Origin of the sequence: Lysobacter niastensis (assembly GCF_031457115.1) — a bacterium.
Lineage (GTDB): Bacteria > Pseudomonadota > Gammaproteobacteria > Xanthomonadales > Xanthomonadaceae > Lysobacter_J > Lysobacter_J niastensis_A.
In genome coordinates, this window is the sequence record NZ_JAVDVY010000001.1 from 280,798 (window position 1) to 303,843 (window position 23,046).

General features: G+C 67.6%; 21 protein-coding genes and 1 pseudogene. 13 read left to right on the forward strand and 9 right to left on the reverse strand.

Annotated features, from left to right (window positions below; genetic code table 11):
- The first annotated feature begins 209 nt into the window (after positions 1-209).
- Entirely contained in the window at positions 210-1,118 is a 909-nt protein-coding gene (locus J2X06_RS01370; RefSeq protein WP_310057290.1) for a hypothetical protein, read from the forward strand.
- 65 nt (positions 1,119-1,183) lie between these two features.
- Positions 1,184-4,063 (forward strand): glycerol-3-phosphate 1-O-acyltransferase PlsB, encoded by a 2,880-nt coding sequence (plsB, locus tag J2X06_RS01375; protein WP_430539473.1) that lies wholly within the window; start codon positions 1,184-1,186, stop codon positions 4,061-4,063.
- Positions 4,064-4,325: 262 nt separating this feature from the next.
- Here the strand turns inward: plsB and J2X06_RS01380 are convergent, their stop codons facing one another.
- Complete coding sequence (locus J2X06_RS01380) at positions 4,326-4,535, reverse strand: YdcH family protein (RefSeq protein ID WP_310057292.1); 210 nt, start codon at positions 4,533-4,535, stop codon at positions 4,326-4,328.
- Between the two features lie 66 nt (positions 4,536-4,601).
- On the opposite strand from J2X06_RS01380, the gene ttcA reads away from it, so the two are divergent.
- From ttcA to J2X06_RS01395, 3 genes are all read left to right on the forward strand, one after another.
- Positions 4,602-5,507: a tRNA 2-thiocytidine(32) synthetase TtcA gene (gene ttcA, locus J2X06_RS01385; protein ID WP_310057294.1), complete on the forward strand. Its 906-nt coding sequence runs from the start codon at positions 4,602-4,604 to the stop codon at positions 5,505-5,507.
- 125 nt (positions 5,508-5,632) lie between these two features.
- Positions 5,633-6,538, forward strand: a complete 906-nt coding sequence (locus tag J2X06_RS01390) for a recombination-associated protein RdgC (RefSeq protein ID WP_310057297.1) — start codon at positions 5,633-5,635, stop codon at positions 6,536-6,538.
- Between the two features lie 150 nt (positions 6,539-6,688).
- Positions 6,689-7,480: a M48 family metallopeptidase gene (locus tag J2X06_RS01395; RefSeq protein WP_310057300.1), complete on the forward strand. Its 792-nt coding sequence runs from the start codon at positions 6,689-6,691 to the stop codon at positions 7,478-7,480.
- Between the two features lie 101 nt (positions 7,481-7,581).
- Here the strand turns inward: J2X06_RS01395 and J2X06_RS01400 are convergent, their stop codons facing one another.
- Both J2X06_RS01400 and hemH read right to left on the reverse strand, forming a co-directional pair.
- Entirely contained in the window at positions 7,582-8,466 is an 885-nt protein-coding gene (locus J2X06_RS01400) for an alpha/beta fold hydrolase (RefSeq protein WP_310057303.1), read from the reverse strand.
- Positions 8,466-9,455 (reverse strand): ferrochelatase, encoded by a 990-nt coding sequence (gene hemH / locus J2X06_RS01405; RefSeq protein ID WP_310061139.1) that lies wholly within the window; start codon positions 9,453-9,455, stop codon positions 8,466-8,468. Before hemH ends, J2X06_RS01400 begins: the two co-directional genes overlap by 1 nt.
- Positions 9,456-9,650: 195 nt before the next feature.
- On the opposite strand from hemH, the gene J2X06_RS01410 reads away from it, so the two are divergent.
- The 4 genes from J2X06_RS01410 to tatC all read left to right on the forward strand — a co-directional run bounded on the left by J2X06_RS01410 (position 9,651) and on the right by tatC (position 12,071).
- Positions 9,651-10,517: a lipid-binding SYLF domain-containing protein gene (locus J2X06_RS01410; RefSeq protein ID WP_310057306.1), complete on the forward strand. Its 867-nt coding sequence runs from the start codon at positions 9,651-9,653 to the stop codon at positions 10,515-10,517.
- A 71-nt stretch (positions 10,518-10,588) separates the two neighbouring features.
- On the forward strand, positions 10,589-10,822 hold the full coding sequence (tatA, locus tag J2X06_RS01415; protein WP_310057309.1) for a Sec-independent protein translocase subunit TatA: 234 nt from the start codon (positions 10,589-10,591) through the stop codon (positions 10,820-10,822).
- 33 nt (positions 10,823-10,855) lie between these two features.
- Positions 10,856-11,329, forward strand: coding sequence for a Sec-independent protein translocase protein TatB (tatB, locus tag J2X06_RS17990; protein WP_430539474.1), 474 nt, complete (start codon positions 10,856-10,858; stop codon positions 11,327-11,329).
- Complete coding sequence (gene tatC, locus J2X06_RS01425) at positions 11,316-12,071, forward strand: twin-arginine translocase subunit TatC (protein WP_310061141.1); 756 nt, start codon at positions 11,316-11,318, stop codon at positions 12,069-12,071. Before tatB ends, tatC begins: the two co-directional genes overlap by 14 nt.
- Before the next feature lie 94 nt (positions 12,072-12,165).
- Here tatC and J2X06_RS01430 read toward each other — a convergent pair whose 3' ends face one another.
- Positions 12,166-12,726, reverse strand: coding sequence for a hypothetical protein (locus tag J2X06_RS01430; protein ID WP_310057312.1), 561 nt, complete (start codon positions 12,724-12,726; stop codon positions 12,166-12,168).
- A 114-nt stretch (positions 12,727-12,840) separates the two neighbouring features.
- Positions 12,841-13,695, reverse strand: a complete 855-nt coding sequence (gene speE / locus J2X06_RS01435; protein ID WP_310057315.1) for a polyamine aminopropyltransferase — start codon at positions 13,693-13,695, stop codon at positions 12,841-12,843.
- A 225-nt stretch (positions 13,696-13,920) separates the two neighbouring features.
- On the opposite strand from speE, the gene speA reads away from it, so the two are divergent.
- Both speA and J2X06_RS01445 read left to right on the forward strand, forming a co-directional pair.
- Positions 13,921-15,810 carry an arginine decarboxylase gene (gene speA / locus J2X06_RS01440; protein WP_310061143.1) on the forward strand — a complete coding sequence of 630 codons (1,890 nt, stop codon included), beginning with the start codon at positions 13,921-13,923 and terminating at the stop codon, positions 15,808-15,810.
- A 104-nt stretch (positions 15,811-15,914) separates the two neighbouring features.
- Positions 15,915-16,766, forward strand: coding sequence for an NAD(P)-dependent oxidoreductase (locus tag J2X06_RS01445; RefSeq protein ID WP_310057319.1), 852 nt, complete (start codon positions 15,915-15,917; stop codon positions 16,764-16,766).
- 67 nt (positions 16,767-16,833) lie between these two features.
- Here J2X06_RS01445 and J2X06_RS01450 read toward each other — a convergent pair whose 3' ends face one another.
- The 4 genes from J2X06_RS01450 to radC form a co-directional block, all read right to left on the reverse strand.
- Positions 16,834-17,793 (reverse strand): S41 family peptidase, encoded by a 960-nt coding sequence (locus tag J2X06_RS01450; RefSeq protein WP_310057321.1) that lies wholly within the window; start codon positions 17,791-17,793, stop codon positions 16,834-16,836.
- A gap of 112 nt (positions 17,794-17,905) precedes the next feature.
- Positions 17,906-18,742, reverse strand: coding sequence for an SPOR domain-containing protein (locus J2X06_RS01455; protein ID WP_310057324.1), 837 nt, complete (start codon positions 18,740-18,742; stop codon positions 17,906-17,908).
- Positions 18,743-20,431 carry an arginine--tRNA ligase gene (gene argS, locus J2X06_RS01460; protein ID WP_310057326.1) on the reverse strand — a complete coding sequence of 563 codons (1,689 nt, stop codon included), beginning with the start codon at positions 20,429-20,431 and terminating at the stop codon, positions 18,743-18,745.
- Between the two features lie 91 nt (positions 20,432-20,522).
- On the reverse strand, positions 20,523-21,197 hold the full coding sequence (radC, locus tag J2X06_RS01465) for a RadC family protein (RefSeq protein WP_310057328.1): 675 nt from the start codon (positions 21,195-21,197) through the stop codon (positions 20,523-20,525).
- A gap of 165 nt (positions 21,198-21,362) precedes the next feature.
- Between radC and coaBC the strand changes: the two are divergent.
- A pseudogene (gene coaBC, locus J2X06_RS01470) lies at positions 21,363-22,588 on the forward strand (bifunctional phosphopantothenoylcysteine decarboxylase/phosphopantothenate--cysteine ligase CoaBC).
- Positions 22,585-23,043, forward strand: a complete 459-nt coding sequence (gene dut, locus J2X06_RS01475; protein WP_310057330.1) for a dUTP diphosphatase — start codon at positions 22,585-22,587, stop codon at positions 23,041-23,043. The pseudogene coaBC and the gene dut overlap by 4 nt, the downstream one beginning before the upstream one ends.
- Positions 23,044-23,046 lie beyond the last annotated feature (3 nt).

Here is a 23,046-nt window from a genome sequence, read left to right on the forward strand (position 1 = left end):
GGGCGGTTAGTCTGCCCCTCGACCGGCGCGAGCCGGAGCCATGCCACCACTCGAAGTCCTCCGGCTGCGGCCGGTTTTGCTCAAGGAGGCCTCGCGCCTCCTTTTCTTTTTCGCCGTCCCATCGCGATCTCCAATACGGGATCGGGTTTGCTTGTCCCCCGTGACGGGGACCGCCAAGATGGCTGAGCGACTGGGGAGCCGCCTGCCCAATGTTCAACCTCCAACGTGCCGGCCTGGGCCCAAGGGCCCTGAGCCATGCCGGCCTGGCGATGCTGCTGGCCGCTACCGTCGTCCTTGGCGCCTGCCGTCGCGAGGCCCCGGCTCCACCCGAGGTCGTGCCGGGCGGTCCGGCCGAAGCGGTCACGCAGCTGGTCGGCGACCTGCGTCGCAACGACCTCGTTTCCTACGCCCGCCATGCCATCCCGCCGACGTTGCATGTCCGGATGGAAACGGCCTGGGGCGAGGGCCGCACGGTCTGGCCGTTGACCGAGTTGCCGTTGGACGACCGTTTGCAGGGCTTCATCGCTGCCTTGGCCGCGCCGGATGCGGAAAAGCGCCTGGCGAGCGTCTACGACCGCCAGTTTGCGGGCCAGTCTCGCGAGCTCCATTCCGCCGCCGCCACGCTGGGTCTGTTCGGCGTGCAGTACGTGCGCCGGGAGGGCGACTACAGCGACGACGAGCGCGCGCATTACGCGCAACTGCTGACGGCGCTCAGCCAATGGGGCCAGCAGGCGCCATTGGGTGATGCCGCGCGGGCCCGCAAGTCGATCCCACAACTGGTCAACGCCGCCCGTCTGACCGGACTGGCGGGTGCAGACGCCTTCCGCCGAGCCGGCATGGAACGCTCTTTGCGGCGGCTCGGGCCGTTCTTCGCCCGCTTCAAGCAGGTCATGGAGGGCTACGGACTGGACCTGGACGAGGCGCTCGACGGCGTCCAGGTCGTGGTCGAGGAACAGACCAGCGACCGCGCCCGGGTCCGCCTGAACTACACGATGGCAGGCCAGGCGATCGAGGCCCGCGTCGACGTCGAGCGCCGCGAAGGGCGCTGGTACCTGAGCGACATCCTGCGCCATGCGCAGGCCGAGGCAGCGGCATCCACGGACACCGCATCGCGCTGATCGCCGGGTGCCGCGGTCACCGCGGCGGGTCATGCCGACCTGACCTTTCGATCTGAACCGGCATAATGCCCGGGATGCCGAAACAGACGCCCCTGCCATTTCCGGATGCCGAGCCTGCCCGCCCGGACCCGACCGAGCCGTCGAGCGCGACGCCTGCCGGCCCTGCCCAGCCTGCCGACACCGGTGCCGAAGCCGCCGACCTGGCCGTAGCCGCGGAGCCGGCGCCTGAAGCTGTCGCGCCCACGACCTCGCCCCTTGCGATCGAGGAGTCCGTGACCGAGGACTCCGCGATGGCGGACGCCGTGGCTCCGCCCGTTGCTGACGCGGCGGCGGATGCCGAGCCCGCCCGCCCGCAGCAGGATCCTGCCCAGACCGAATTGCCGATAGGCGCGGTCGCGCCGAGGCCCGGGCTGGATGTTCGCCAGTACCAGTCGCGCCGTCCGTGGTGGGCGCGCCTGCTGGGCTCGATCATGGCCCCGTGGGTGCAGCTGACCATCGAGCCGGAGGCCCCTGCCAAGCATGCCCCCGAGGTCGGCGGTCGCCCGGTCTGCTACGTACTGGAGGACTACGGCCTCAGCAACGCGCTGATCCTGGAGCGCGCCTGCCGCGAGGCAGGCCTGCCCTCGCCACTGCAGCCGCTGCCCGGCGACCCGCTGGGTCGAAAGCGCGCCTATGTCGCCCTGTCGCGTCGCAACGCCAGCGCACTGACGCCGCTGCAGCAACTGAACGCCGCACCGCCGCCGTCCAAGACCCACTCCGGCTCGCTGGCGCGCCTGCTCGATGCGCACCGCGACCAGCCGACGCTGGACGTGCAACTGGTGCCGGTGTCGATCTTCGTCGGCCGCGCGCCGGACAAGAGCAGCGGCTGGTTCTCGGTGCTGTTCTCGGAAAACTGGACGCTGGTCGGACGCTTCCGCCGCCTGCTCGCGCTCGCCCTCAATGGCCGCGACACGCTGGTGCGCTTCTCGCCGCCGGTCAGCCTGCGCAGCATCGTCGACGAAGGCCTGCCGCCCGAACGTACGGTGCGCAAGCTCTCGCGCGTGCTGCGTACGCACTTCCGCCGCATCCGCGCGGCAGTGATCGGTCCGGACCTCTCGACGCGCCGCCTGCTGGTCGACCAGGTGCTGGCCTCGCCGTCGGTGAAGGACGCCATCACCGACCAGGCGCGCCGCGACAACTCCAAGTTCCCCGATGCCTGGAAGAAGGCCCACGCCTTCGCCTACGAGATCGCCGCCGACTATTCGCACCCGGTGGTGCGTTCGGCCAGCTTCCTGCTGGCGCCGGTGTGGAACCGCATCTACCGCGGCGTGCTGGTGCATCACCTCGACAAGCTCAAGCAGGACGCACCGGGGCATGAAGTCGTCTACGTGCCCTGCCACCGCAGCCACATGGACTACCTGCTGCTGAGCTACCTGCTGTACACGCGCGGCATCGTGCCGCCGCACATCGTGGCCGGCATCAACCTCAACCTGCCGGTGGTCGGCACGCTGCTGCGCAAGGGCGGCGCGTTCTTCATCCGCCGCAGCATCCGCGGCAGTGCGCTGTACTCGGCGGTACTGGGCGAATACGTCGCGCAGCTCGTCGCCGGCGGCTATTCGATCGAGTACTTCGTCGAGGGCGGTCGCTCGCGCACCGGACGCCTGTTGCCGCCCAAGGGAGGCATGGTGGCGATGACGCTGCGCGCGTTCCTGCGCCAGCCCACGCGCCCAGTGCTGTTCCAGCCCGTCTACATCGGCTACGAGAAGCTGATGGAGGGCAACAGCTACCTCGACGAGCTGTCGGGCAAGCCGAAGGAAAAGGAATCGATCTGGCAGCTGATCTCCGGCATCCCCAAGGTGCTGCGCAGCAACTACGGCCAGGTGGTGGTGAACTTCGGCGAGCCGATCCGCCTCAACGACGTGCTCGAGCAGCAGGCACCCGACTGGGATGGCCGGCCGCTGGGCGAGGAAGAGAAGCCGTCGTGGCTGCCCGGCACGGTGGACGCGCTGGCCGAACGCATCCAGGTCAACGTCAACCGCGCCGCCGACGTCAATCCGATCAATCTGTTGGCGCTGGCGCTGCTGTCCACGCCCAAGCATGCGATGGGCGAGGCCGACCTGCTGGCGCAGATCGCGCTGAGCAAGACCTTGCTGGCCGAGCTTCCGTACTCCGATCGCGTCACCGTTACGCCGCATTCGCCGCAGGAGATCGTCGCCCACGGCGAGGAGATCGGCACGCTCACGCGCATCGCCCATCCGCTGGGCGATGTGCTGGGCGTCAGCGGCGATACCGCGGTGCTGCTCAGCTATTTCCGCAACAACGTGCAGCACCTGTTCACCGCGGCTTCGTGGATCGCCTGCTGCTTCCAGAACAACCGGCGCATGAGCCAGGCCGGCGTGCTGCGCCTGGGTCGCAACGTCTATCCGTTCCTGCAGGCCGAGTTGTTCCTGCCGTGGACCGAGGATCAGTTCGCCCAGCGCTTGCTCGACACCGTCGAAGTGTTCATCCGCGAAGGCTTGCTCGAGCGCATCAACGAGGAAGAAGGCGGCATCCTCGCCCGTAACGCCGGCCAGACCGACGAAGTGTTCCGCCTGCGTGCGATCGGCCACTCGCTGCAGCAGGCGTTCGAGCGCTACTACATCGCCATCTCGGTGCTGGTGAAGAACGGCCCTGGCAAGCTCGGCGCGGGTGAACTCGAAGGCATGTGTCAGCTCGCCGCGCAGCGCCTGAGCCTGCTCTATGCGCCGGCCGCGCCGGAGTTTTTCGACAGGACCCTGTTCCGCGGCTTCATCCAGAAGCTGCGCGAGCTCAGGCTGGTCTGGCTCGACGAGAACAGCAAGCTCGCCTTCGACGAGCGGTTGGACGCGTGGGCCCGCGACGCCAAGTTCATCCTCGGCCGCGAGCTGCGCCACACGATCGAGAAGATCAGTCCGGAGACGAGCAAGCCGGCGCCGACGGCCGGATAGGGACCGGCTGGACCTGTTGAAGACGGTCTACCGCGACGCCGGCATCTGGCAGAACCTGGCCGGATGGTGGCGGAACATGCTCAATGCTGCAGGCAATGGCACCGCGGCCCTCGCTGGAGGCATCCTGCCCCTGGCTCGATTGTAGGAGCGGCCGGCGGGACCGACGCCCTCCGTGAGATGGGGCGTCGTCGGACCTGGCATTGAGCTGCTGCAAGTGGGGCTGGAATCGCAAACGCCAGACCGGGGCGCGCCGCCCGCGCGGTCAGGCAGGCTCGTCAGGAATCAGCGCGCTTTCCAGCCGGGCAATGCAGTCCTTCAGCCACAGCCTGCGCTTCTTCAGGCGCTTGACCATCAACTCGTCGCTGTCGCCCGCCAGGGCCAGCCGGTCGATCGCCGCGTCAAGGTCGCGGTGTTCGAGCCTGAGCTCGGCGAGCTGGCGTGCAGTGACGGCGGGATCATCGCTTTCGATCATAGGGTGAGCTTAACGCGCGCCGCCCTTCAGCGTCATGGCGGCGGCGGCCGTTAGAATGGCGGTCCGATGAGTACCGTACTTCCCCTCCCGCTGGCCGAACCCCGGCCCCACGTGCGCGCCGGCCAGCGTCGCGAGCACGAGTCGAACAAGCTCGCCAAGCGCCTGCGCCACCAGGTCGGTCGCGCGATCGCCGATTTCGGCATGATCGAGGACGGCGACAAGGTCATGGTGTGCCTGTCCGGCGGCAAGGACAGCTACACGATGCTCGACATCCTGGTTCAGCTGCAGAAGAAGGCGCCGGTGAAGTTCGAGCTGGTCGCGGTCAACCTCGACCAGAAGCAGCCGGATTTCCCCGAGCACGTGCTGCCGACGTACCTCGAGTCGATCGGCGTGGCGTACAAGATCCTCGAGCAGGACACGTATTCGGTTGTCACGCGCGTGGTGCCGGAAGGCAAGACCATGTGCTCGCTGTGCTCGCGCCTGCGCCGCGGCGCGTTGTACGCGTACGCGGCCGAACAGGGGTTCACCAAGATCGCGCTGGGCCATCATCGCGACGACTTGGTGGCGACGTTCTTCCTGAACCTGTTCTTCCACGCCAAGCTCGCGGGGATGCCGCCCAAGCTGCTGTCCGACGACGGCCGGCATGTGGTAATCCGACCGCTCGCCTACGTGCGCGAGGACGACATCAGCGCCTACGCCGAAGCCAAGCAGTTCCCGATCATCCCCTGCAACCTGTGCGGCTCGCAGGAGAACCTGCAGCGCAAGCAGGTCAAGAAGATGATGGATGCGTGGGAGCGTGATTCGCCCGGCCGCATCGAAACGATCGCGCGTGCGCTGGGCGACATCCGCCCGTCGCAGCTGAGCGACCCGCAACTGTTCGACTTCCTTGCGCTCGGCCGCCACGGCGACGGCGCGCTACCGGATGCGCACGCGTGGCTGGCCGGAGAGCCGCACGCGAGCGACGAGACATAGCCTCCGAACCACCCAGCCGTCATCCCCGCGAAGGCGGGGATCCAGCGACGTTGCACTCCGAACATCAGAGGGCGCAGGCACTGGATCTTCCGATGACGGACCAGAAACTTATTTCAGGATCCTAGATGTTCTTCCGCAACCTGACTCTGTTCCGCTTCCCCACCACCACCAAGCTAGATGACCTCGATACCGGCCTGGACGAGTGCCAGCTCAAGCCGGTCGGCCCGCTGGAACTGTCCAGCCGCGGCTTCATCTCGCCATTTGGCCGCGATGCCGACGGGATGTCGCACAACCGCGGCGACGCCACGTGGCTGGCCGTCGGAGGCGAGGACAAGATCCTGCCCGGTTCGGTGGTCAACGACATGCTGGCCAAGAAGCTGGCCGTCATCGAGCAAAAGGAAGGCCGCAAGCCCGGCGGGCGCACGCGCAAGCGCATCAAGGATGAGCTGATCACCGACTTGCTGCCGCGCGCCTTCGTCAAACCCAGCCGCACCGATGCGCTGATCGACCTGGGTCACGGCGTGGTGGTGGTGGACACTTCCAGCCGCAAGACCGGCGAGAACGTGGTCAGCGAGATCCGCCGCGCGCTGGGCAGCTTCCCGGCGCTGCCGCTGAATGCGGAGGTTGCGCCGCGTTCGATCCTGACCGGATGGGTCGCCGGCGAACCGTTGCCGGAAGGCCTGTCGCTCGGCGATGAATGCGAGCTACGCGATCCGATCGACCAGGGCGCGGTGGTCAAAGTGCAGCGCATGGAGCTGCAGAGCGACGAGATCACCAAGCACCTGGAATCGGGCAAGCAGGTCACGCGCCTTGCCTTGAACCTGGACGATCACGTGTCCTTCGTGCTCGGCGAGGACCTGGTCGTGCGCAAGTTCAAACTGCTCGATGGCGCGGTCGACGAACTCGAATCGACCGAGCGCGACGACCTGCGCGCCGAGCTCGATGCGCGCTTCGTGCTGATGGCAGGCGAGTTCAAGCGCCTGTTCACGGTGCTCGAAGGCGCACTGAAGTTGTCCAAGGCCGAAGCCTGACGCCGGACTGCCGCATCGCCCGCATGCGGCGATGCGTGGCAGTGCAACAACCGTGCGACTATCTGCACGTATCATCGTCCCTGCTCCCATGGATGGTGTCCCCATGGATGGGTTCGTGCCGCGTTCGTTCCCCCATCGAGCCGACCGTCCATGCCTTCCTTGTTCCGCTTGCTGGCGCCCAAGCCACGCACGATCGAGCGCGAGTCGCTCGAACTCGAATTGCCCGACGGGCGCACCATCAATTTGCAACGCGTGCGCGATCCGCGCGCACGACGGCTCAGGCTGTCGGTGGACGAGCGCGGCGCGCGGCTGACCATGCCGTTGCGTGCCAGCCTGGCGAACGGTGAACGCTTCGTCGCCGAGCACGGCGACTGGCTGACCAAGCAACTGGCGCGATTCCAACTCGATGGCGTGCCTGCGCTGGAGCGCGAGGTCAGTGCCCAAATGCCGTTGCGCGGGGCGATGCTGCCGTTGCAATGGCAGCAAGGTCGCTTCGCCCGGCTGCAGTACGAAAGCGATGTCGAGGCCCTGGTGTTCACGCTGCCTGCGAAGGCGGGTGATGGCACGATCCGCCGGGTCGTGCGCGATTTCTACGAAGCACAGGCGCGCGTCGATGTCGGCCGCTGGTTGCCGCGCTTGCTGGCCGACCTGCCGCGCGCGCCGCGGCGGATCACCTTCAAGATGATGTCCTCGCAATGGGGGTCGCTGGCGCCGGATGGTTCGATGGCGCTGGATCTTTCGCTGGTGCTGGCCAGGCCGAGCGCGTTCGAATACGTGCTGGTGCACGAGCTGTGCCATCTGATCCGCGCCGATCATTCGCGCGCGTTCTGGCGCGAGGTGGAAGCGCGCTGCCCGCACTGGCGCGGGGAGCGGGATTACTTCCATGCCGAGGGGCGCCGGTTGAAGGCGACGTTGCGGGCGTTGTGCGGGAAGGCGGGGTAACGCGGTATCGGCTTTTTTTGGTGTCGGATTCAGCGCACTGGGGGGGCACAGGCGTCATTCCCGCGAAGGCGGGAATCCCTGCCATGGAACGCGGCGGCGCCTCAGCTCGTTTGCGACGCCACCAGGAAATCCCCGATCGCCGCCGCCACCGCAGCCGGCTCTTCCATGTGCAGGTGGTGGCCACCCTGCATCACGATCAGTTCCCCGCATGGCAGCAGGGCGGCCCGTTCGCGTCGAAGGGCGTCGGGCAGATAAGGCTGCGCCGGGTCGGCGAAGATCACCCGCGTCTGACACTCGATGCCGGCCACCAGAGCGCGGACCTGCGGCTCGGTCATACGCTGCATCGAGGGCAAGGTCAGTCGCGGGTCGCTGGACCAGACGAAGCCGCCTTCGACCGGCGCGACACCGCGTTCGACCAGCAGCCGCGCGACCGGTTCGCTCAGGCGGCTGCCGATCTGCGTGCCGGCCGCCATGCGGGCGCGCACCGCGACGGCGATGTCGGGAAACACGCGCAGCGACTTGCCCGGCAGTGCGCGTGTCGCCGCGATCGCCTCGCGCAGGCGAGCGACCGTGCGCTCGGGCACATCCGCCAGCGCGCCAAGCGCCTCGATGGCCACCAGTCGCTCGATGCGTTGCGGACACGCCGCCGCCACCAGGCTGGAGATGCCCGCGCCCATCGAATGGCCGAGCAGGGAGAACCGGTCCCAGCCCATCGCATCGGCGATGTCGAGCACGGAATTGACCGCAGCGGCGAACGAGTAATCCGCGCCCGGCGGCAGGTGTGGACTGGCGCCATGACCCGGCAGGTCGGGCGCGACCAGCTCGATGCCGTGAAGGTGCTGCGCCAGCGGAATGAAACTGGCGGCGTTGTCGAGCCAGCCGTGCAGTGCCAGTACGCGCGGTGCCCCGGTGTCGCCGGCACGCAGGCCGGTGATGCGCCCGAGGCGGGTATCGACGACGAATTCCTGCAGGCCGCGGGCGGGCATCAGCGCCAGTCCCCCAGCGCGCGCTGCGCGATCGCCGCCAGCGCTTGCGCATGGGCGGGCGTGTCGTTGAGGCAGGGGATGTAGCGCAGCGTGCCGCCGTGTCCGGCGAAGTCCTCGGCCAGCATCATCGCCACTTCCTCCAACGTCTCGATGCAATCCACGGCAAAGCCCGGCGCGACCACGTCGACCTGGCGCAGGCCGCGTTCCGCCAGCGACTGCAGCGTGGCGGCGGTGGACGGCTCCAGCCACTTCTCGCGACCGAAGCGGGACTGATAACTCATCGTCCATGCACCATCGTCCAGGCCGAGCTGCCGCGCTATCGCGCGCGCGCTGGCCTCGCAATGATGCGCATACGGATCGCCCGCATCGACGAAACGCTGGGGCAGGCCATGGAACGAGAACAGCAGGTGCTCGCCAGCGCCATGCGTGGCCCGGTGGTCATGGATCGATCCGGCGACCGCGTCGACCCAACCGGCGTCGAGGTGATAGTCCTCGACCATCCGCGCCTGCACGCCGGTGGCTTTCTCCAGCACGTCGCCGACCGAGGCCGTGGTCGAGGTCGAATACTGCGGATACAGCGGCAGCGCAAGCACGCGGCGCACACCTTGGGCATGCAGGCGATCGATCACGCTGGCCAGCTTGGGCTCGCCATAGCGCATGGCGTCGACCACGCGCAGCTGCGGCATCTCGCGCTGCACGGCCTGGGCCAGGCGACGGGTGTGCACGGCCAGCGGCGAGCCGCCGTCGGTGCCGGGCAGCCAGATGCTCGCGTATTTCTTGGCCACGGCCGGCGAACGCACCGGCAGGATCGCGAAGTGCAGCAGCGGGCACCACAGCCAGCGGGTCAGGTCGACGACGCGATGGTCGTGCAGGAACTCGCTCAGGTATCGGCGCACCTCGCGCGGCGTTGGAGCCTGCGGCGTACCGAGGTTCACCAGGACGAGGGCGGTGTCGGGAGCGGGGGAGGGAATGCTGGCGGGGGCTGGCATCGACATAGGATGACAGTGACCCTGCCGATACGCACGGCCGATGCCGCAGCCTGTGATGGCGTTACTTGACGCTGCGCGTGGTTAGGTGAGGATTCATTCCTCAATAACTAGCCTGATTGTGATTGTCGGAACCCGACCGCCATGCCGCGGTCGAATCCAGCAGCCACCTTCGCGACCTTTCGCCTGGAGTTCCTCATGCCCCGCCTTTCGCGCCTTGCTGTCCTGATGATCAGCCTGAGCTTCGCCGCCACCGCCGTTGCCGGCCCGACCGAGGACGAGCGCGCGCGCAATGCCGTACGCGTGCTGGCCGACATCCAGCACATTCCGGAATCGGCGATCCCCGACAAGCTGCTGGATGAGGCGCGCGGGATAGTGGTGGTGCCCGATACCCTCAAGATGGGCCTGGTGCTCGGCGGGCGTCGCGGCCACGGCTTGCTGTCGGTGAAGAACCCGGACGGCACCTGGTCCAACCCGAGTTACGTCAAGCTCACCGGCGGCAGCATCGGCTTCCAGGCCGGCGTGCAGTCGGCCGACGTGGTGCTGGTGTTCCGCAGCGACCGCGGCCTGGACTCGATCGTCAACGGCAAGGTCACCCTGGGCGCCGATGCCGGCGTCGCCGCCGGTCCGGTCGGGCGAAACGCCGCCACGGCCACCGACGGCCAGCTCAAGGCCGAGATCTGGTCGTGGTCGCGCGCGCGCGGCCTGTTCGCCGGCATCGCCCTGGACGGCGCGGTGCTGTCGATCGACGACGCCGCCAACGAGGCGGTCTACGGTCGCGACACGACGCCGCGCATGATTTTCGAAGGCCGCGCCCATGGCCAGCCGTCGAACGCGGTCGTGGATTTCCGCGATCGCCTGGAGGAAGCCACCGCCGCCGCGCGCGAACAGCGCGGCACCGGTCGCTCCGCCGCCCGCGGGCAAATGAGTGCAACCACGGCTCCGGCCACGACCGCCGCGGTGACGCAGCCGATGCAGCCGACTTCGGCTGTGGCGCCGGCCGCACAGGCGCCGGGCAAGTTCGAAACCGTGGAAAGCCCCGTTCAGTCCGAGCCCATCCCCTGAGCCGACAAGCCGCGACCAGCGGACGTCACACCGCTGGAGTATCCTGATAGCCCCTTTCGACGAGCATTCCCATGGGTGGTTTGAGTCTTTGGCACTGGCTGATCGTGCTGGTGATCGTGGTGCTGGTGTTCGGCACCAAGCGTCTGAAGAACGTTGGCCAGGATTTGGGTGAAGCGGTGAAGGGCTTCAAGAAGGGCATGAACGACGAAGATCGTCCGACGGCGCAGTTGCCGGACGAGTCGCGCAACGGCCAGCAGCAGACCAAGGCCGACAGCACGCAGCGCAACGACGAACAACCGCGCTAATCGCTTCCGCAGCGAATAGCGACGTCCGCTGTCATGTTCGATATCAGCTTCTTCGAGCTGCTCATGATCGCGATCGTGGCCCTGCTGGTGCTGGGCCCCGAACGCTTGCCCAAGGCCGCGCGCTTCGCCGGCCTGTGGGTGCGCCGCGCGCGGGCGCAGTGGTATTCGGTGAAATCCGAGCTGGAGAACGAGCTCGCCGCCGACGAGCTCAAGCGCAGCCTGCAGCAGACCCAAGCGTCGTTGCGCGAAGTGCAGGACGACCTGCAGCGCAGCGGAGAATCGGTGCGGCGCGAACTCGAATCGGTGGGTCGCGACGTGCAGTCGGCGGTGCCCACGCAGGCCGATGCCGGTCATGTTGACCCTGATCGTGCCCCTTCTGTCCAAGCCGCTTCTGTCCAGGCAGAACCTGTTTCGACGCCAGATGGCGGCCCCGACACCGACGCCGCGCAGCCGCCGGCCGTAGCCCACGAACCTTCGGCCACGCATGACGACCATGACCGACGCTGAGCACGGCGCCGATGCGGCGGCCGAGCCGCGCCTGATCGACCACCTGATCGAACTGCGCGCGCGCCTGTTGCGTGCGGTCGCCGGCCTGATGCTGGTGTTCGTGGCGCTGCTGCCGTTCGCCAACAAGATCTACGCCTGGCTGGCGCAGCCGCTGCTGGCCAAGTTGCCCGCGGGCGGCCAGCTGATCGCGGTGGAAGTCGCCTCGCCGTTCTTCGCCCCGGTCAAGCTCGCTTTCTTCACCGCGCTGATGGTCACCATGCCCTGGCTGCTGTACCAGGCGTGGGCTTTCGTCGCGCCCGGCCTGTACCAGCGCGAGAAGCGCCTGGCGCTGCCGCTGCTGGTGTCCGCGGTCGGGCTGTTCTATACCGGCTGCGCGTTCGCGTTCTTCCTGGTGCTGCCGACGGTGTTCGGGTTTCTCGCCAAGATCACGCCGGCAGGCGTGGCGATGATGACCGACATCAACGCCTACCTCGATTTCGTGCTGGTGATCTTCCTGGCGTTCGGCGCCAGCTTCGAGCTGCCGGTGGCGCTGGTGATCCTGGCGCTGCTGGGCTGGGTGACGCCTCAGCAGCTCAAGGAGTCGCGTGGTTACGCCGTCGTCGGCGTGTTCGTGATCGCCGCCGTCATCACGCCGCCGGACGTGGTCTCGCAGTTGATGCTGGCGATCCCGATGTGCGTGCTCTACGAGATCGGCATCATCGCGGCGGGCTGGGTGGCGCGGAAGCCCGATCCGACCACGTAAGGCGGGCCTTGGCCCGCCTTTGCGAATCGGCTGGCGGGCTTAAGCCCGCCCTACTCCAGACCCGCGGGTTGACCCGCGTCCCGGTACTGGCGAATCAAGGATCCACCGGCACCGCGTCGCCCTGCATGTAGCTCGCGACCTCCGCCTTGCCATTGTTCGTCCGGGTCACCACGGTGGCGGTCTTGCGTACGCGATCGAGCTGGATTTCCAGGCTGCTATCCGGCTTGCCGGGTGTGCTGAAGGAGCCATAGAGCGTCGGGAAGTCGTAGTGATCGCGTGTGGAGGTATAGCTGTAATTCGCGCTTTCATGCACCAGCGGCGGCAGCTTGACCGAGCCGACGCGCCCGAGCTCGATCTGATGGTCGCCGACGATCAGCGCTCCGCCGTCGTCGAGGCGCTTGCGGAAGCAGAAGACGTACTGCGTCGCGGCCGGCACCGTCTTCGGCTCGCCGACCCAACGGAAGTCGCCTTCGTAACTGTACGTATAGCCATGGGGGCCGCCGCTGGTGTTCTTCTCGCGGACCTCGCCGCTTAGCTGCTCCTGGAAGCGCGCCTTCCAGCACTCGTTGAAACCCGCCGTGCGCGGCTGCGCGGCGTGGGCGGCCGCTGCCTGCACCAGCACGCAGCCCAGCAGAACCCGATATGCGTTGCGCATCCCCTGTCCTCCCCGGTGTCCCCGGACGTCAAGGTAACGCATCCGCCGCACACAAAAAAAAGCCCCGCGGTTCCGCGGGGCCGTGTCGGTTCGGGGCGACGCGTTGATTTGGAACTATCGGCCGCCCAGCGCCGCCGCCACGAACGGCGGCAGCGAAGCCGCGCCCTGATGGATATCGGCGGTGTAGTACTTGGTGTCGAACGCCTTGGCGCGCGCGTCGGCCACGCGGAAGTCGAAGCCCTGGCCCTTGCGCGCCAGCGTGCACGACCACCAGCCGGTCGGGTAGCACGGCTGCGGGAACGGCAGCGTCTGGAACGTGGTGAAGCCGGCCTTGCCCATCTCGGCGCGCATTTCCTTGATCAGATCCAGCAGCATCAGCGGCGACTCGGACTGCTGCACCAGGATGCCGTCGTCCTTCAGCGCGCGGAAGCAGCTCTCGAAGAACGCCTTGTTGAACAGGCCCTCGGCCGGGCCGACCGGATCGGTGGAGTCGACGATCACAACGTCGAGCGAGTTCGGCGCGGCGTTCTTCATGTACGCGATGCCGTCGTCGAACAGCAGCTTGGCGCGCGGGTCGTTGTTGGCGTCGCACAGCTCCGGGAACCACTTCTCGGCCATGCGCGTGACCTGCTCGTCGATGTCGCACTGCACCGCGCTCTCCACGCCCGGGTGCTTGAGCACTTCGCGCAACGTGCCGCAGTCGCCGCCACCGATGATCACGACGTTCTTCGGGTTGGCGTGGGTGAACAGCGCCGCGTGGGACATCATCTCGTGATAGAAGAAGTTGTCCTTCGTCGTCAGCATCATCGCGCCGTCGATGAGCATCAGGTTGCCCCAGTCGGTGCTCTCGAAGATCTCGATCTTCTGGAACGGCGACTGCACCTCGTCCAGCTTGCGGGTGATGCGATAGCCGATGGCCGAGCCGGTCGGCTCGAAGTTCTCGTAATGCCAGGAGGTGTTGCTGCTCATGCCGGTTCGTCCCAGGGAGGTGGCCGCGCCGCAAGCGTAATGGCCGTCGATGACGGGCCGGATCGCCGGGCGGGCGGGAGAGGGGGCGGCATTGTAGCGGACCGGATGTAACCCTCCGTGGTGACGGGATGCAGCGGTTAGGCCGCCCGTTCAGGCGATGCGAAGGCGGGCCGGGCGGGGGGCTGTAGAATGCGCGTCCCCCATTCCCCGCCGGTAGCTACGCCGATGTCCGACTGGTCGCTCGATCAGGCCCGCAAGACCTACTCGATTCCGCATTGGTCCGAGGGCTATTTCGACGTCAACGCCGCCGGCCAGATCGCGGTGCATCCGCGTGGCGTGCAGGGCCCGGTCGTGGTCCTGCCCGAGGTCGTCGATGCCGCCCGCGCCAACGGCGCCAAGTTGCCGATGCTGGTGCGCTTCCCCGACATCCTCGGCGACCGCCTGGGCAAGCTGCAGGCCGCCTTCGGCGCGGCCCAGTCCGAGTGGGACTACGCCGGCGGCTACACCGCGGTGTACCCGATCAAGGTCAACCAGCATTTCGGTGTTGCCGGCACGCTGGCCTCGCACCACGGCGACGGCTTCGGCCTGGAGGCCGGCAGCAAGCCCGAGCTGATGGCCGTGCTGGCGCTGTCGCGCCCGGGCGGGCTGATCGTCTGCAACGGCTACAAGGATCGCGAGTACATCCGGCTGGCGCTGATCGGTCGCAAGCTGGGCATGGAGACCTTCATCGTCATCGAGAAGCCGTCCGAGCTGGCGCTGGTGATGGAGGAAGCCCGCGACCTGGGCGTGAAGCCGGGCCTGGGCGTGCGCATGCGCCTGGCCTCGCTGGGCGCCGGCAAGTGGCAGAACAGCGGCGGCGACAAGGCCAAATTCGGATTGTCGCCGCGCCAGGTGCTCGACCTGTGGAAGAACCTGCGCGACTCGGGCATGACCGACTGCCTGCAGCTGCTGCACTTCCACATGGGCTCCCAGATCTCCAACGTCCGCGACATCGCCAACGGCATGCGCGAGGCGACCCGCTACTTCGTCGAGCTGTCCAAGCTGGGCGCGAACATCCGCTACATGGACGTCGGCGGCGGCCTGGGCATCGACTACGAAGGCACGCGTTCGCGCGGCTACTGCTCAATCAACTACGGCGTGCACCAGTACGCCAGCAATATCGTCCAGCCGCTGGCCGAGGCCTGCGCCGAGCACGGCCTGCACGCGCCCCGCATCGTCACCGAGTGTGGTCGCGCGATGACCGCTCACCACGCCGTGCTGGTGGCCAACGTGTCGGAAGTCGAGGAAGCGCCCGAAGGCCGCATCCCCGACGTGCACGACGACGAGCCGGCGGTGATCCGCCACCTGCGCGACGTCCATGCCGAACTCGACCAGCGTCCGGCGGTGGAGCTGTTCCATGAGGCCCAACACCACCACAGCGAAGGCCTGTCGCTGTACGCGCTCGGCCAGATCGATCTGGTGCACCGCGCGCGCATCGACGACCTGTTCTACGCCATCGCCCACGCCGTGCGTAAGCGCCTGAGCTACGACGAGAAGAGCCATCGCGAGCTGCTCGACGAGCTCAACGACCGCCTGGTCGACAAGTACTTCGTCAATTTCAGCGTGTTCGAGTCGATTCCGGACGTGTGGGCGATCGACCAGGTGTTCCCGATCGTGCCGATCGAGCGCCTGGACGAGGCGCCGCAGCGCCGCGGCGTGCTCGCCGACATGACCTGCGATTCCGACGGCACGGTCAAGACCTACGTCGAAAACGAAGGCCTGGATACCTCGCTGCCGCTGCACGCGCCCAATCCGGGCGAAAGCTACCGGCTGGCGTTCTTCCTGGTCGGTGCTTACCAGGAGATCCTCGGCGACATCCACAACCTGTTCGGCGACACCGATGCGGTGGAAGTCCGCGTCGACGGCGACGGCTACCAGATCACCCAGCAGCGTCGCGGCGATACCACCGACGTGATGCTCGACTACGTCGGCTACAAGCTCGCCGACCTGCGCGCGGCATACCGTGCGAAAGTGGCAGCCGCGGGTTTGCCAGCCGAAGAGGGCGCTCGCCTGGAGGCGGCGCTGGAAACCGGCCTGACCGGCTACACCTACCTCGACGACACGCCGTTGGCGTAAATGGCGAGCAAACGGTAAATCACCATCATCAAACGGTGGACATCAGTCGCCGTCCACCCGTGGATCGTCCGATCCATTGAAGTTCAGACAAGCGGAATATCGAAATGAAAGTAGGTTTCATAGGCCTGGGCGCGATGGGCGCGCCGATGGCGCGTTACGTGCACAACAAGGGCCTGCTGACTGCAGTGGGCAACCGCACCCAGGCCAAGGCCGACGCGCTGGCGGCGGAACTGGGCGTGCGCGCCGCGCGCTCGGCGGCGAACTTCGCCGATTGCGACGTCGTCGTGCTGTGCGTGTCGCTGGACGCTGACGTGCTGGAGAACGTGACCGCGCTGGCCGACGTGCTCAAGCCGGGCGCGGTGGTGATCGATCACTCCACCGTGGCGGTGGACACCGCGCGCCGCGCAGCGGCGATGCTGGCGGCCCAGAACATCGGTTTCCTTGACGCGCCGGTGTCGGGCGGCGTGGAAGGCGCGCGCAACGGCAAGCTGTCCGTGATGGTCGGCGGCGAGATCGACACGCTCGATCGCGCGCAGCCGGTGATCGAAACCTATGCCGCGCGCGTCACCCACATGGGCGCCACGGGCGCGGGCCAGGCCACCAAGGCGGTGAACCAGGTGCTGGTCGCCGGCATCAACGAGGCCGTGTGCGAAGGCCTGGCCCTGGGCGAGAAGCTCGGCCTGGATCCGTCCAGGCTGTTGCCGACGCTCATGGCCGGCGCGGCGAGCAACTGGTTCCTCGACAAGCGCGGCGCGACGATGCTGCGCGACGAGTTCAACCCGGGCTTCAAGTCCGCGCACATGCTCAAGGACCTGCGCATCGTGCAGTCGATCGCGCAGGGCAGCGGCCTGCGCATGACGGTCATCGAGCAGGCGCTGGCCGACTATGCCGAGCTGCTCGAGCGCGGCCTGGGCGATTCCGATACTTCGGCGCTGATCACGCTCAAGCGCGGTTGAGCCGCGGCAAACCAAGACGAAAGGCAAGGGAAGGAACCCTTCCTGTCCGCCGGGTAGTCGGGTCGGATCACTCGCATCGTTCCGCCAACCAATCCTGTGCGGCATGCAACGGCTGCTCTGAGAGTTCGTCGGGGACGAGGGGGCCGTGTTGAACGGCACCCGCTCTGTCCCGGATGCGGGAGCTGGTGATGGCCAGCAGCCCTCCGTTGGGGAGGCGTATCGACGAGTTGGCCGTGGTGGCTCCGGCGGTCGCCCGGCCAAAGGATCGGGCGTTTGCCTGGTGCTTGAATCCCAAGGCGAGAATCTCGCCGGAGCTGGCGGTCTTTCTGCCAATAATGATCGCGACGAATTTCGGTTTTGCGTCGAGCTTCGGCAGCGCCTCCACCAGTGGGTAAACATGGTCGTTCTTCCGCAGCAAGCCATTGCGGACATTGACGATGATCGTGCCGTCGCGGCCTTCAAACGTCTCCAGCGTGCCTTCTTCGTAGAGCGGCGCCAGCCCTCCCATCATCGGCCACATGTTTCCACCCGAATTGGTCGCGACATCCACGATCAGACCGCAGGAGCCGATCGACATCGCCTTGCGAAGCTCGTTGCGTACGAGGGCGGTGGCTGCGGGAACTTGACTGCTATCTCCTGACCAACCGTTGATCACCAGTCGGCCGAATCGGCCCTCGGCAACATCGGCTCGCGCAATGGGCTCCGCAGGCGAATGGCGCATGGCGCCCGGATCAGACTTGTATGTGTCGGGCGGGCGATAGCTCGAATGACCGTCCTTGAGCGCACCCAGCACATGCCGGATCGCGGCGGTGCGCCCGTCCTCTCCGGGAGCAGCCAGCCACTTGGCCGTGGCCTCAGCCTCGACCGCTGGCCAATCAACGGAGGGGGCTTTGAACGCCTTCTCCTTGGCGAAGGCGATCGCTTTGCTCAGGACGGGATCGGCCGTCGCTTGTGTTTCCAAGGAAGGCTGCGAGCCGAGTAGGCCTGCTCCGAGCATCGATAGCCAAAGCGCTTTCGCAAAGACCATTCTCAATCCTTTGAATCGTTGGCACCCGGCAGATCGTAGCCACGACGTGGCGGCAAAAAAAACCGGCGGCTCGTTGGAGTCGCCGGTTGGTATTTTCACCGAACAACGAAGGCTACTTGACCTTGATCGCCATCGCCGCCAAGCCGCCACTTGAAAGCTTGCGCTTGGCATCGGCCAGATCGCTGGCGGTGCCATAGGGCCCCATGCGCACCCGGTAGACGGTCTTGCCGCCGATGCTGGCCGATTCCACGCGCGCGCCGAGGCCGAGCATGGCGATCTTCGCCTTCATTTCCTCGGCCTGGCCCGAGGCCTGGAACGCACCAGCCTGCAGCAGGTAGCGGGTGCTGTCGTCGGCGGGAGCCGCAGCCGTGGCGGTCGGGGCGTCGGGGCTTGCCTTGGCCGGGGTGGTCTCGGTGGTCGGCGCATTCGCTGTTGCAGACGAAGCCGAAGCGGGCTCCGTGCTCGCGCCAACCGCGGCGTCGACCGGCTTGGGCAGGGTTGCGGCCGTGTCCTTCTCGACCGCCGGCTTCTCCGGCGCTGGCTGCGGCTTGGCTGCCTGGGCCTGGCGCGCCTCGGCCCGCTCGCTGGCGGCGAGCTCGGCGTCGCTCATCGGCACTTCCTTGCCCGGCAGCAGCGTGTAGAAGTCGTAATCGGTGTCCTTCTTAGTGGCAGCGGTGTCGTTGCCCTTCCTGGCCGGCGCCTTGTCGTCGCCCGCCGACTCGTCGGACACCACGCCCTCATCGTCACCGCTGGCCACGGGCGCTGGCTGCGCGTCGGGGTTGGGCTGCGGACGGAAGAAACCGTCGCCGTCGGACTTGAGGTACTTCGGGGCGACCAGGATCACGACCACCGCGAGCAGGATGCCGAGCACCATCCAGGCCCAGCCGGGGAGGGCGCCGCTGTTGCCATTGTTGCGCTTTGCTTGCGACTTTCCGCGCTTTGCTGCCACTTACATCACCTCGGGGGCGCTGACGCCCAGTAATTCAAGTCCGTTCGCCAATACCTGTTTGGTCGCCATCGCCAGCACCAGGCGCGCGTGGCGGGTGGTGGCGTCGTCGACCAGGAACTGGTGATCGTTGTAGTACGTCTGGAAGGTCTGCGCCAGTTCGAGCAGGTAGACGGCGATCTGGTGCGGCTCCAGATCGCGCCCGGCCATCTCGACCACGTCGGGGTAGCGCAGCAGCGTCGTCACCAGTTCGCGTGCGGCGTCGTCGTCCAGGTCCAGCGGCTGCGCCAGGCCGTCGGCCTGGTCGTAGCTCAGGCCGCGTTCCTTGAGCTGGCGCAGCAGTCCGCACATGCGGGCGTGCGAGACCTGCACGTAGTAGACCGGGTTGTCGAGCGACTGGCTGCGGGCGAAGTCGATGTCGAAGGTCAGCTGCGAATCGGGCTTGCGCGCGATCAGGAACCAGCGCGTCGCGTCGCGACCGACTTCGTCCACCAGGTCGCGCAGCGTCACGTAGCTGCCGGCACGCTTGGAGAGCTTCACTTCCTCGCCGCCACGCATGACGGTGACCATCTGGTGCAGCACGTACTCGGGCCAGCCCTGCGGGATGCCGCAATCCAGCGCCTGCAAACCGGCGCGCACGCGGTTGAGGCTGCCATGGTGGTCGGCGCCGAGCTCGGTGATCGCGCGCTCGTAGCCGCGCTGCCACTTGGACAGGTGGTAGGCGACGTCGGGCAGGAAGTAGGTGTAGGTGCCGTCGGACTTGCGCATCACGCGGTCCTTGTCGTCACAGAAGTCGGTCGTGCGCAGCCACAGCGCACCGCCTTCCTCGTAGGTGTGGCCGTGCTTGACCAGTTCGCGCACGGTTTCCTCGACCTTGCCGTCGGTATACAGCGACGACTCGAGGAAATACACGTCGAAGCCGACGCCGTAGGCGGCCAGGTCCAGGTTCTGCTCGCGGCGCAGGTAGGCCACGGCGAACTGGCGGATCGCATCGAGATCGTTCGGGTCCCCCGCGCCCACCACGGTGTGGCCTTCGATCTCGACGCTGGCGCCATCCAGGTAGGCTTGGGCGACGTCCCTGATGTAGTCGCCGCGGTAGCCGTCCTCGGGCCAGCCGGCATCGTCCGGACCCTTGCCCTGCGCGCGCGCCTGCACCGAGATGGCGAGGTTGTTGATCTGCGCGCCGGCGTCGTTGTAGTAGAACTCGCGCGCCACGTCCCAGCCGTTGGCGACCAGCACGCGGGCGATGCAATCGCCGATCACGGCGGCACGGCCGTGGCCGACGTGCAGCGGTCCGGTTGGATTGGCCGATACGAACTCGACGCCGGCGCGATGGCCCTTGCCCGATTCATTGCGGCCGTAGCTCGCGCCCTGCGCGAACACCTCGCCGATCTGCCGGCGCCAGGCGCTTTCGTGGACGTGGAAGTTGATGAAGCCGGGGCCGGCGATCTCGACCTGGGCGATGTCGTCGTTGGCCGGCAGCGCGGCGACCAGTGCCTGCGCGATCGCGCGCGGGTTGGACTTGGCGGCCTTGGCCAGCAGCATCGCAGCGTTGGTGGAGAAATCGCCCTGGGCGCGGGTCTTGGGGCGCTCGATGACGAACTCGGGCGTGACCAGGTCGGCCGGCAGGGTGCCGGCGGCGCGCAATGCATCGATGGCCTGCGCGACGAGCGCGCGGAGATTGGCTTTCACGGGGATTCTGCGGGGTGTTGCGGGACCGCGCATTTTACGGGCTCGCCCCGGCTTCACCTAATGCGATGCGGGCCGTGGCCGCGCCTCCTGTTCACACCCAGCCCCGCGCCGCCATTGACGTTGGCAGGCCGTCCCCGATCACGAAATGGTCGAGCAGGCGCAGGTCGACCAGCGCCAGCGCCTGCTTCAGGCGAGCGGTCACGGCCCGATCGGCGGCACTGGGTTCCGGGTTTCCGCTGGGGTGGTTGTGGCCGACGATGACCGCAGCGGCATTGTGGGCGAGCGCGCGCCGCACCACCTCGCGCGGGTGCACTTCGGCGCCGTCGATCGTGCCCTGGAACAGTTCCTCGAACGCCAGCGCGCGATGGCGCACATCCAGGAACAGCGCCGCGAACACTTCCTGCTGACGACCACGCAAACGCTGGGCGAAGTAGCGCCCCGCGGCCTGCGGATCGCTCAGTGCCGCGCCGCGCTCGAGTTCGGCGCAGAGCAGGCGCTGGCCCAGCTCCAGCGCAGCAGCCAGTACGCAGGCGCGCGCCGGACCCAGGCCCGGCAGTTGCACCAGTTGCGCCGGTGTGCGTTCGAGCAGGTTGCGTAGCGGGCCATGCCCGGTCAGCAGTTCGCGCGCGGTGGCGACCGCATCGCGCCCCCGCAAACCCGAGCCGAGGAAGATTGCCAGCAGTTCGGCATCGGTCAGCGCCCCGGCGCCGCGAGCCAGCAGTTTTTCCCGGGGGCGCTCATCGGTGGGCCAGTCGCGGATGTGCATGGGGGCGGGTCATGGATTAGGAGGGACGGGCGCGTCGTGCCGCTTCGCGGTGCGGCAACGCGCCCAGGTCCATTGAACCCCCCGCGAAGCTCACGGGCTTCAGGAGGGTTAAGTGCCATCGGGTAAGCTAGGCGCCGATTCCGTGGTAAGGATTTCTCCAGGGCGATGGTCGAAGCCAGCAGTACATTGCGCGGGAAGCACCTGCTGCTCTGCGTATGCGGGGGCATCGCCGCGTACAAGGCGGCGGAGCTGGTGCGTCGCCTTCGCGACGCCGGCGCCGAGGTCACCGTGGCGATGACCGAAAACGCCCAGCGCTTCGTCGGCACACCGACGTTCCAGGCGTTGTCCGGGCGGCCGGTGCGCACGTCGCTGTGGGATGCCGCCGCCGAAGCGGCCATGGGGCATATCGAACTGGCGCGCTGGGCCGATCGCATCGTGATCGCGCCGGCCACGGCCAACACGCTCGCCCGCCTGGCGCACGGTTTCGCCGACGACCTGGTCACCACACTGTGCCTGGCCACCACGGCGCCGATCACCATTGCGCCGGCGATGAACCATCGCATGTGGCTGCATCCGGCCACGCAGGCCAACATCGCCACGCTGCGCTCGCGCGGCGTCGACGTGGTCGGACCCAACGACGGGCCGCTGGCCGAGGGCGAAACCGGCCCGGGCCGGATGAGCGAACCGCACGAGATCGTCAGCGCGCTGGCGAAGGCATTCGCATGAGCACGTCCGCATCGCTGTCCGGCCTGCGCCTGGTGGTCAGCGCCGGTCCCACTTACGAAGACATCGATCCGGTGCGTTTCATCGGCAACCGCAGCAGCGGCAAGATGGGCTTTGCCATTGCCGGCGCGGCGGCGCGGCGCGGCGCACAGGTCGTGCTGGTGGCCGGACCGGTGTCGCTGCCGACGCCGGCCGACGTGCAGCGCGTCGACGTGCGTTCGGCCGCGCAGATGCACGAGGCGGTGCTGGCGGCGCTGCCGGCCGATGCCTACATCGGGGCGGCCGCGGTGGCCGACTTCGCGCCGGCCCAGGCCGCATCGAGCAAGATCAAGAAACAGGCCGGCCAGGACTCGATGACGCTGACGCTGGTGCGCACGCGCGACATCCTGGCCGATGTGGCCGACCACCCGCACCGGCCACGCATCGTGGTCGGCTTCGCCGCCGAAACCGACCACGTCGAAGCCTATGCGCGCGGCAAGCTGGAAAAGAAACGGCTCGACCTGATCGCGGCCAACCGCGTCGGCATGGCCGGCACCGGTTTCGAAAGCGACGACAACGCACTGACCGTCTATGCCGCCGACGGCGCGGTGCACGCGCTCGGCCCGGCTGCGAAGACGCAACTGGCCGACGCCCTGCTGGACCTGATTGCCCAACGCCTGACCGAATGAACCATACCCTCGAACTCAAACTGCTGGATCCACGCTTCGGCGATGAATGGCCGTTGCCCACCTACGCCACCCAAGCCAGCGCCGGCCTCGACCTGCGCGCGGCGCTGGACGAAGCCCTGACGCTGCAACCGGGCGATACCGCCCTGGTTCCATCGGGCTTGGCAATCCACGTCGGCGACCCGACCATGTGCGCGGTGATCCTGCCTCGCTCGGGTTTGGGCCATAAGCACGGGATCGTGCTGGGCAACGGCACCGGGCTGATCGACGCCGATTACCAGGGGCCGCTGCTGATCAGCGTATGGAACCGCGGCCGCGAGGCTTTTACGATGCAACCCGGGGACCGCATCGCGCAGCTGGTCGTATTGCCGATCGTGCGTGCGACGTTGCAGGTGGTGGAAGAATTCGAAACAAGCGCACGCGGAGCCGGCGGTTTCGGCCATACCGGCGTGCGCTGACAG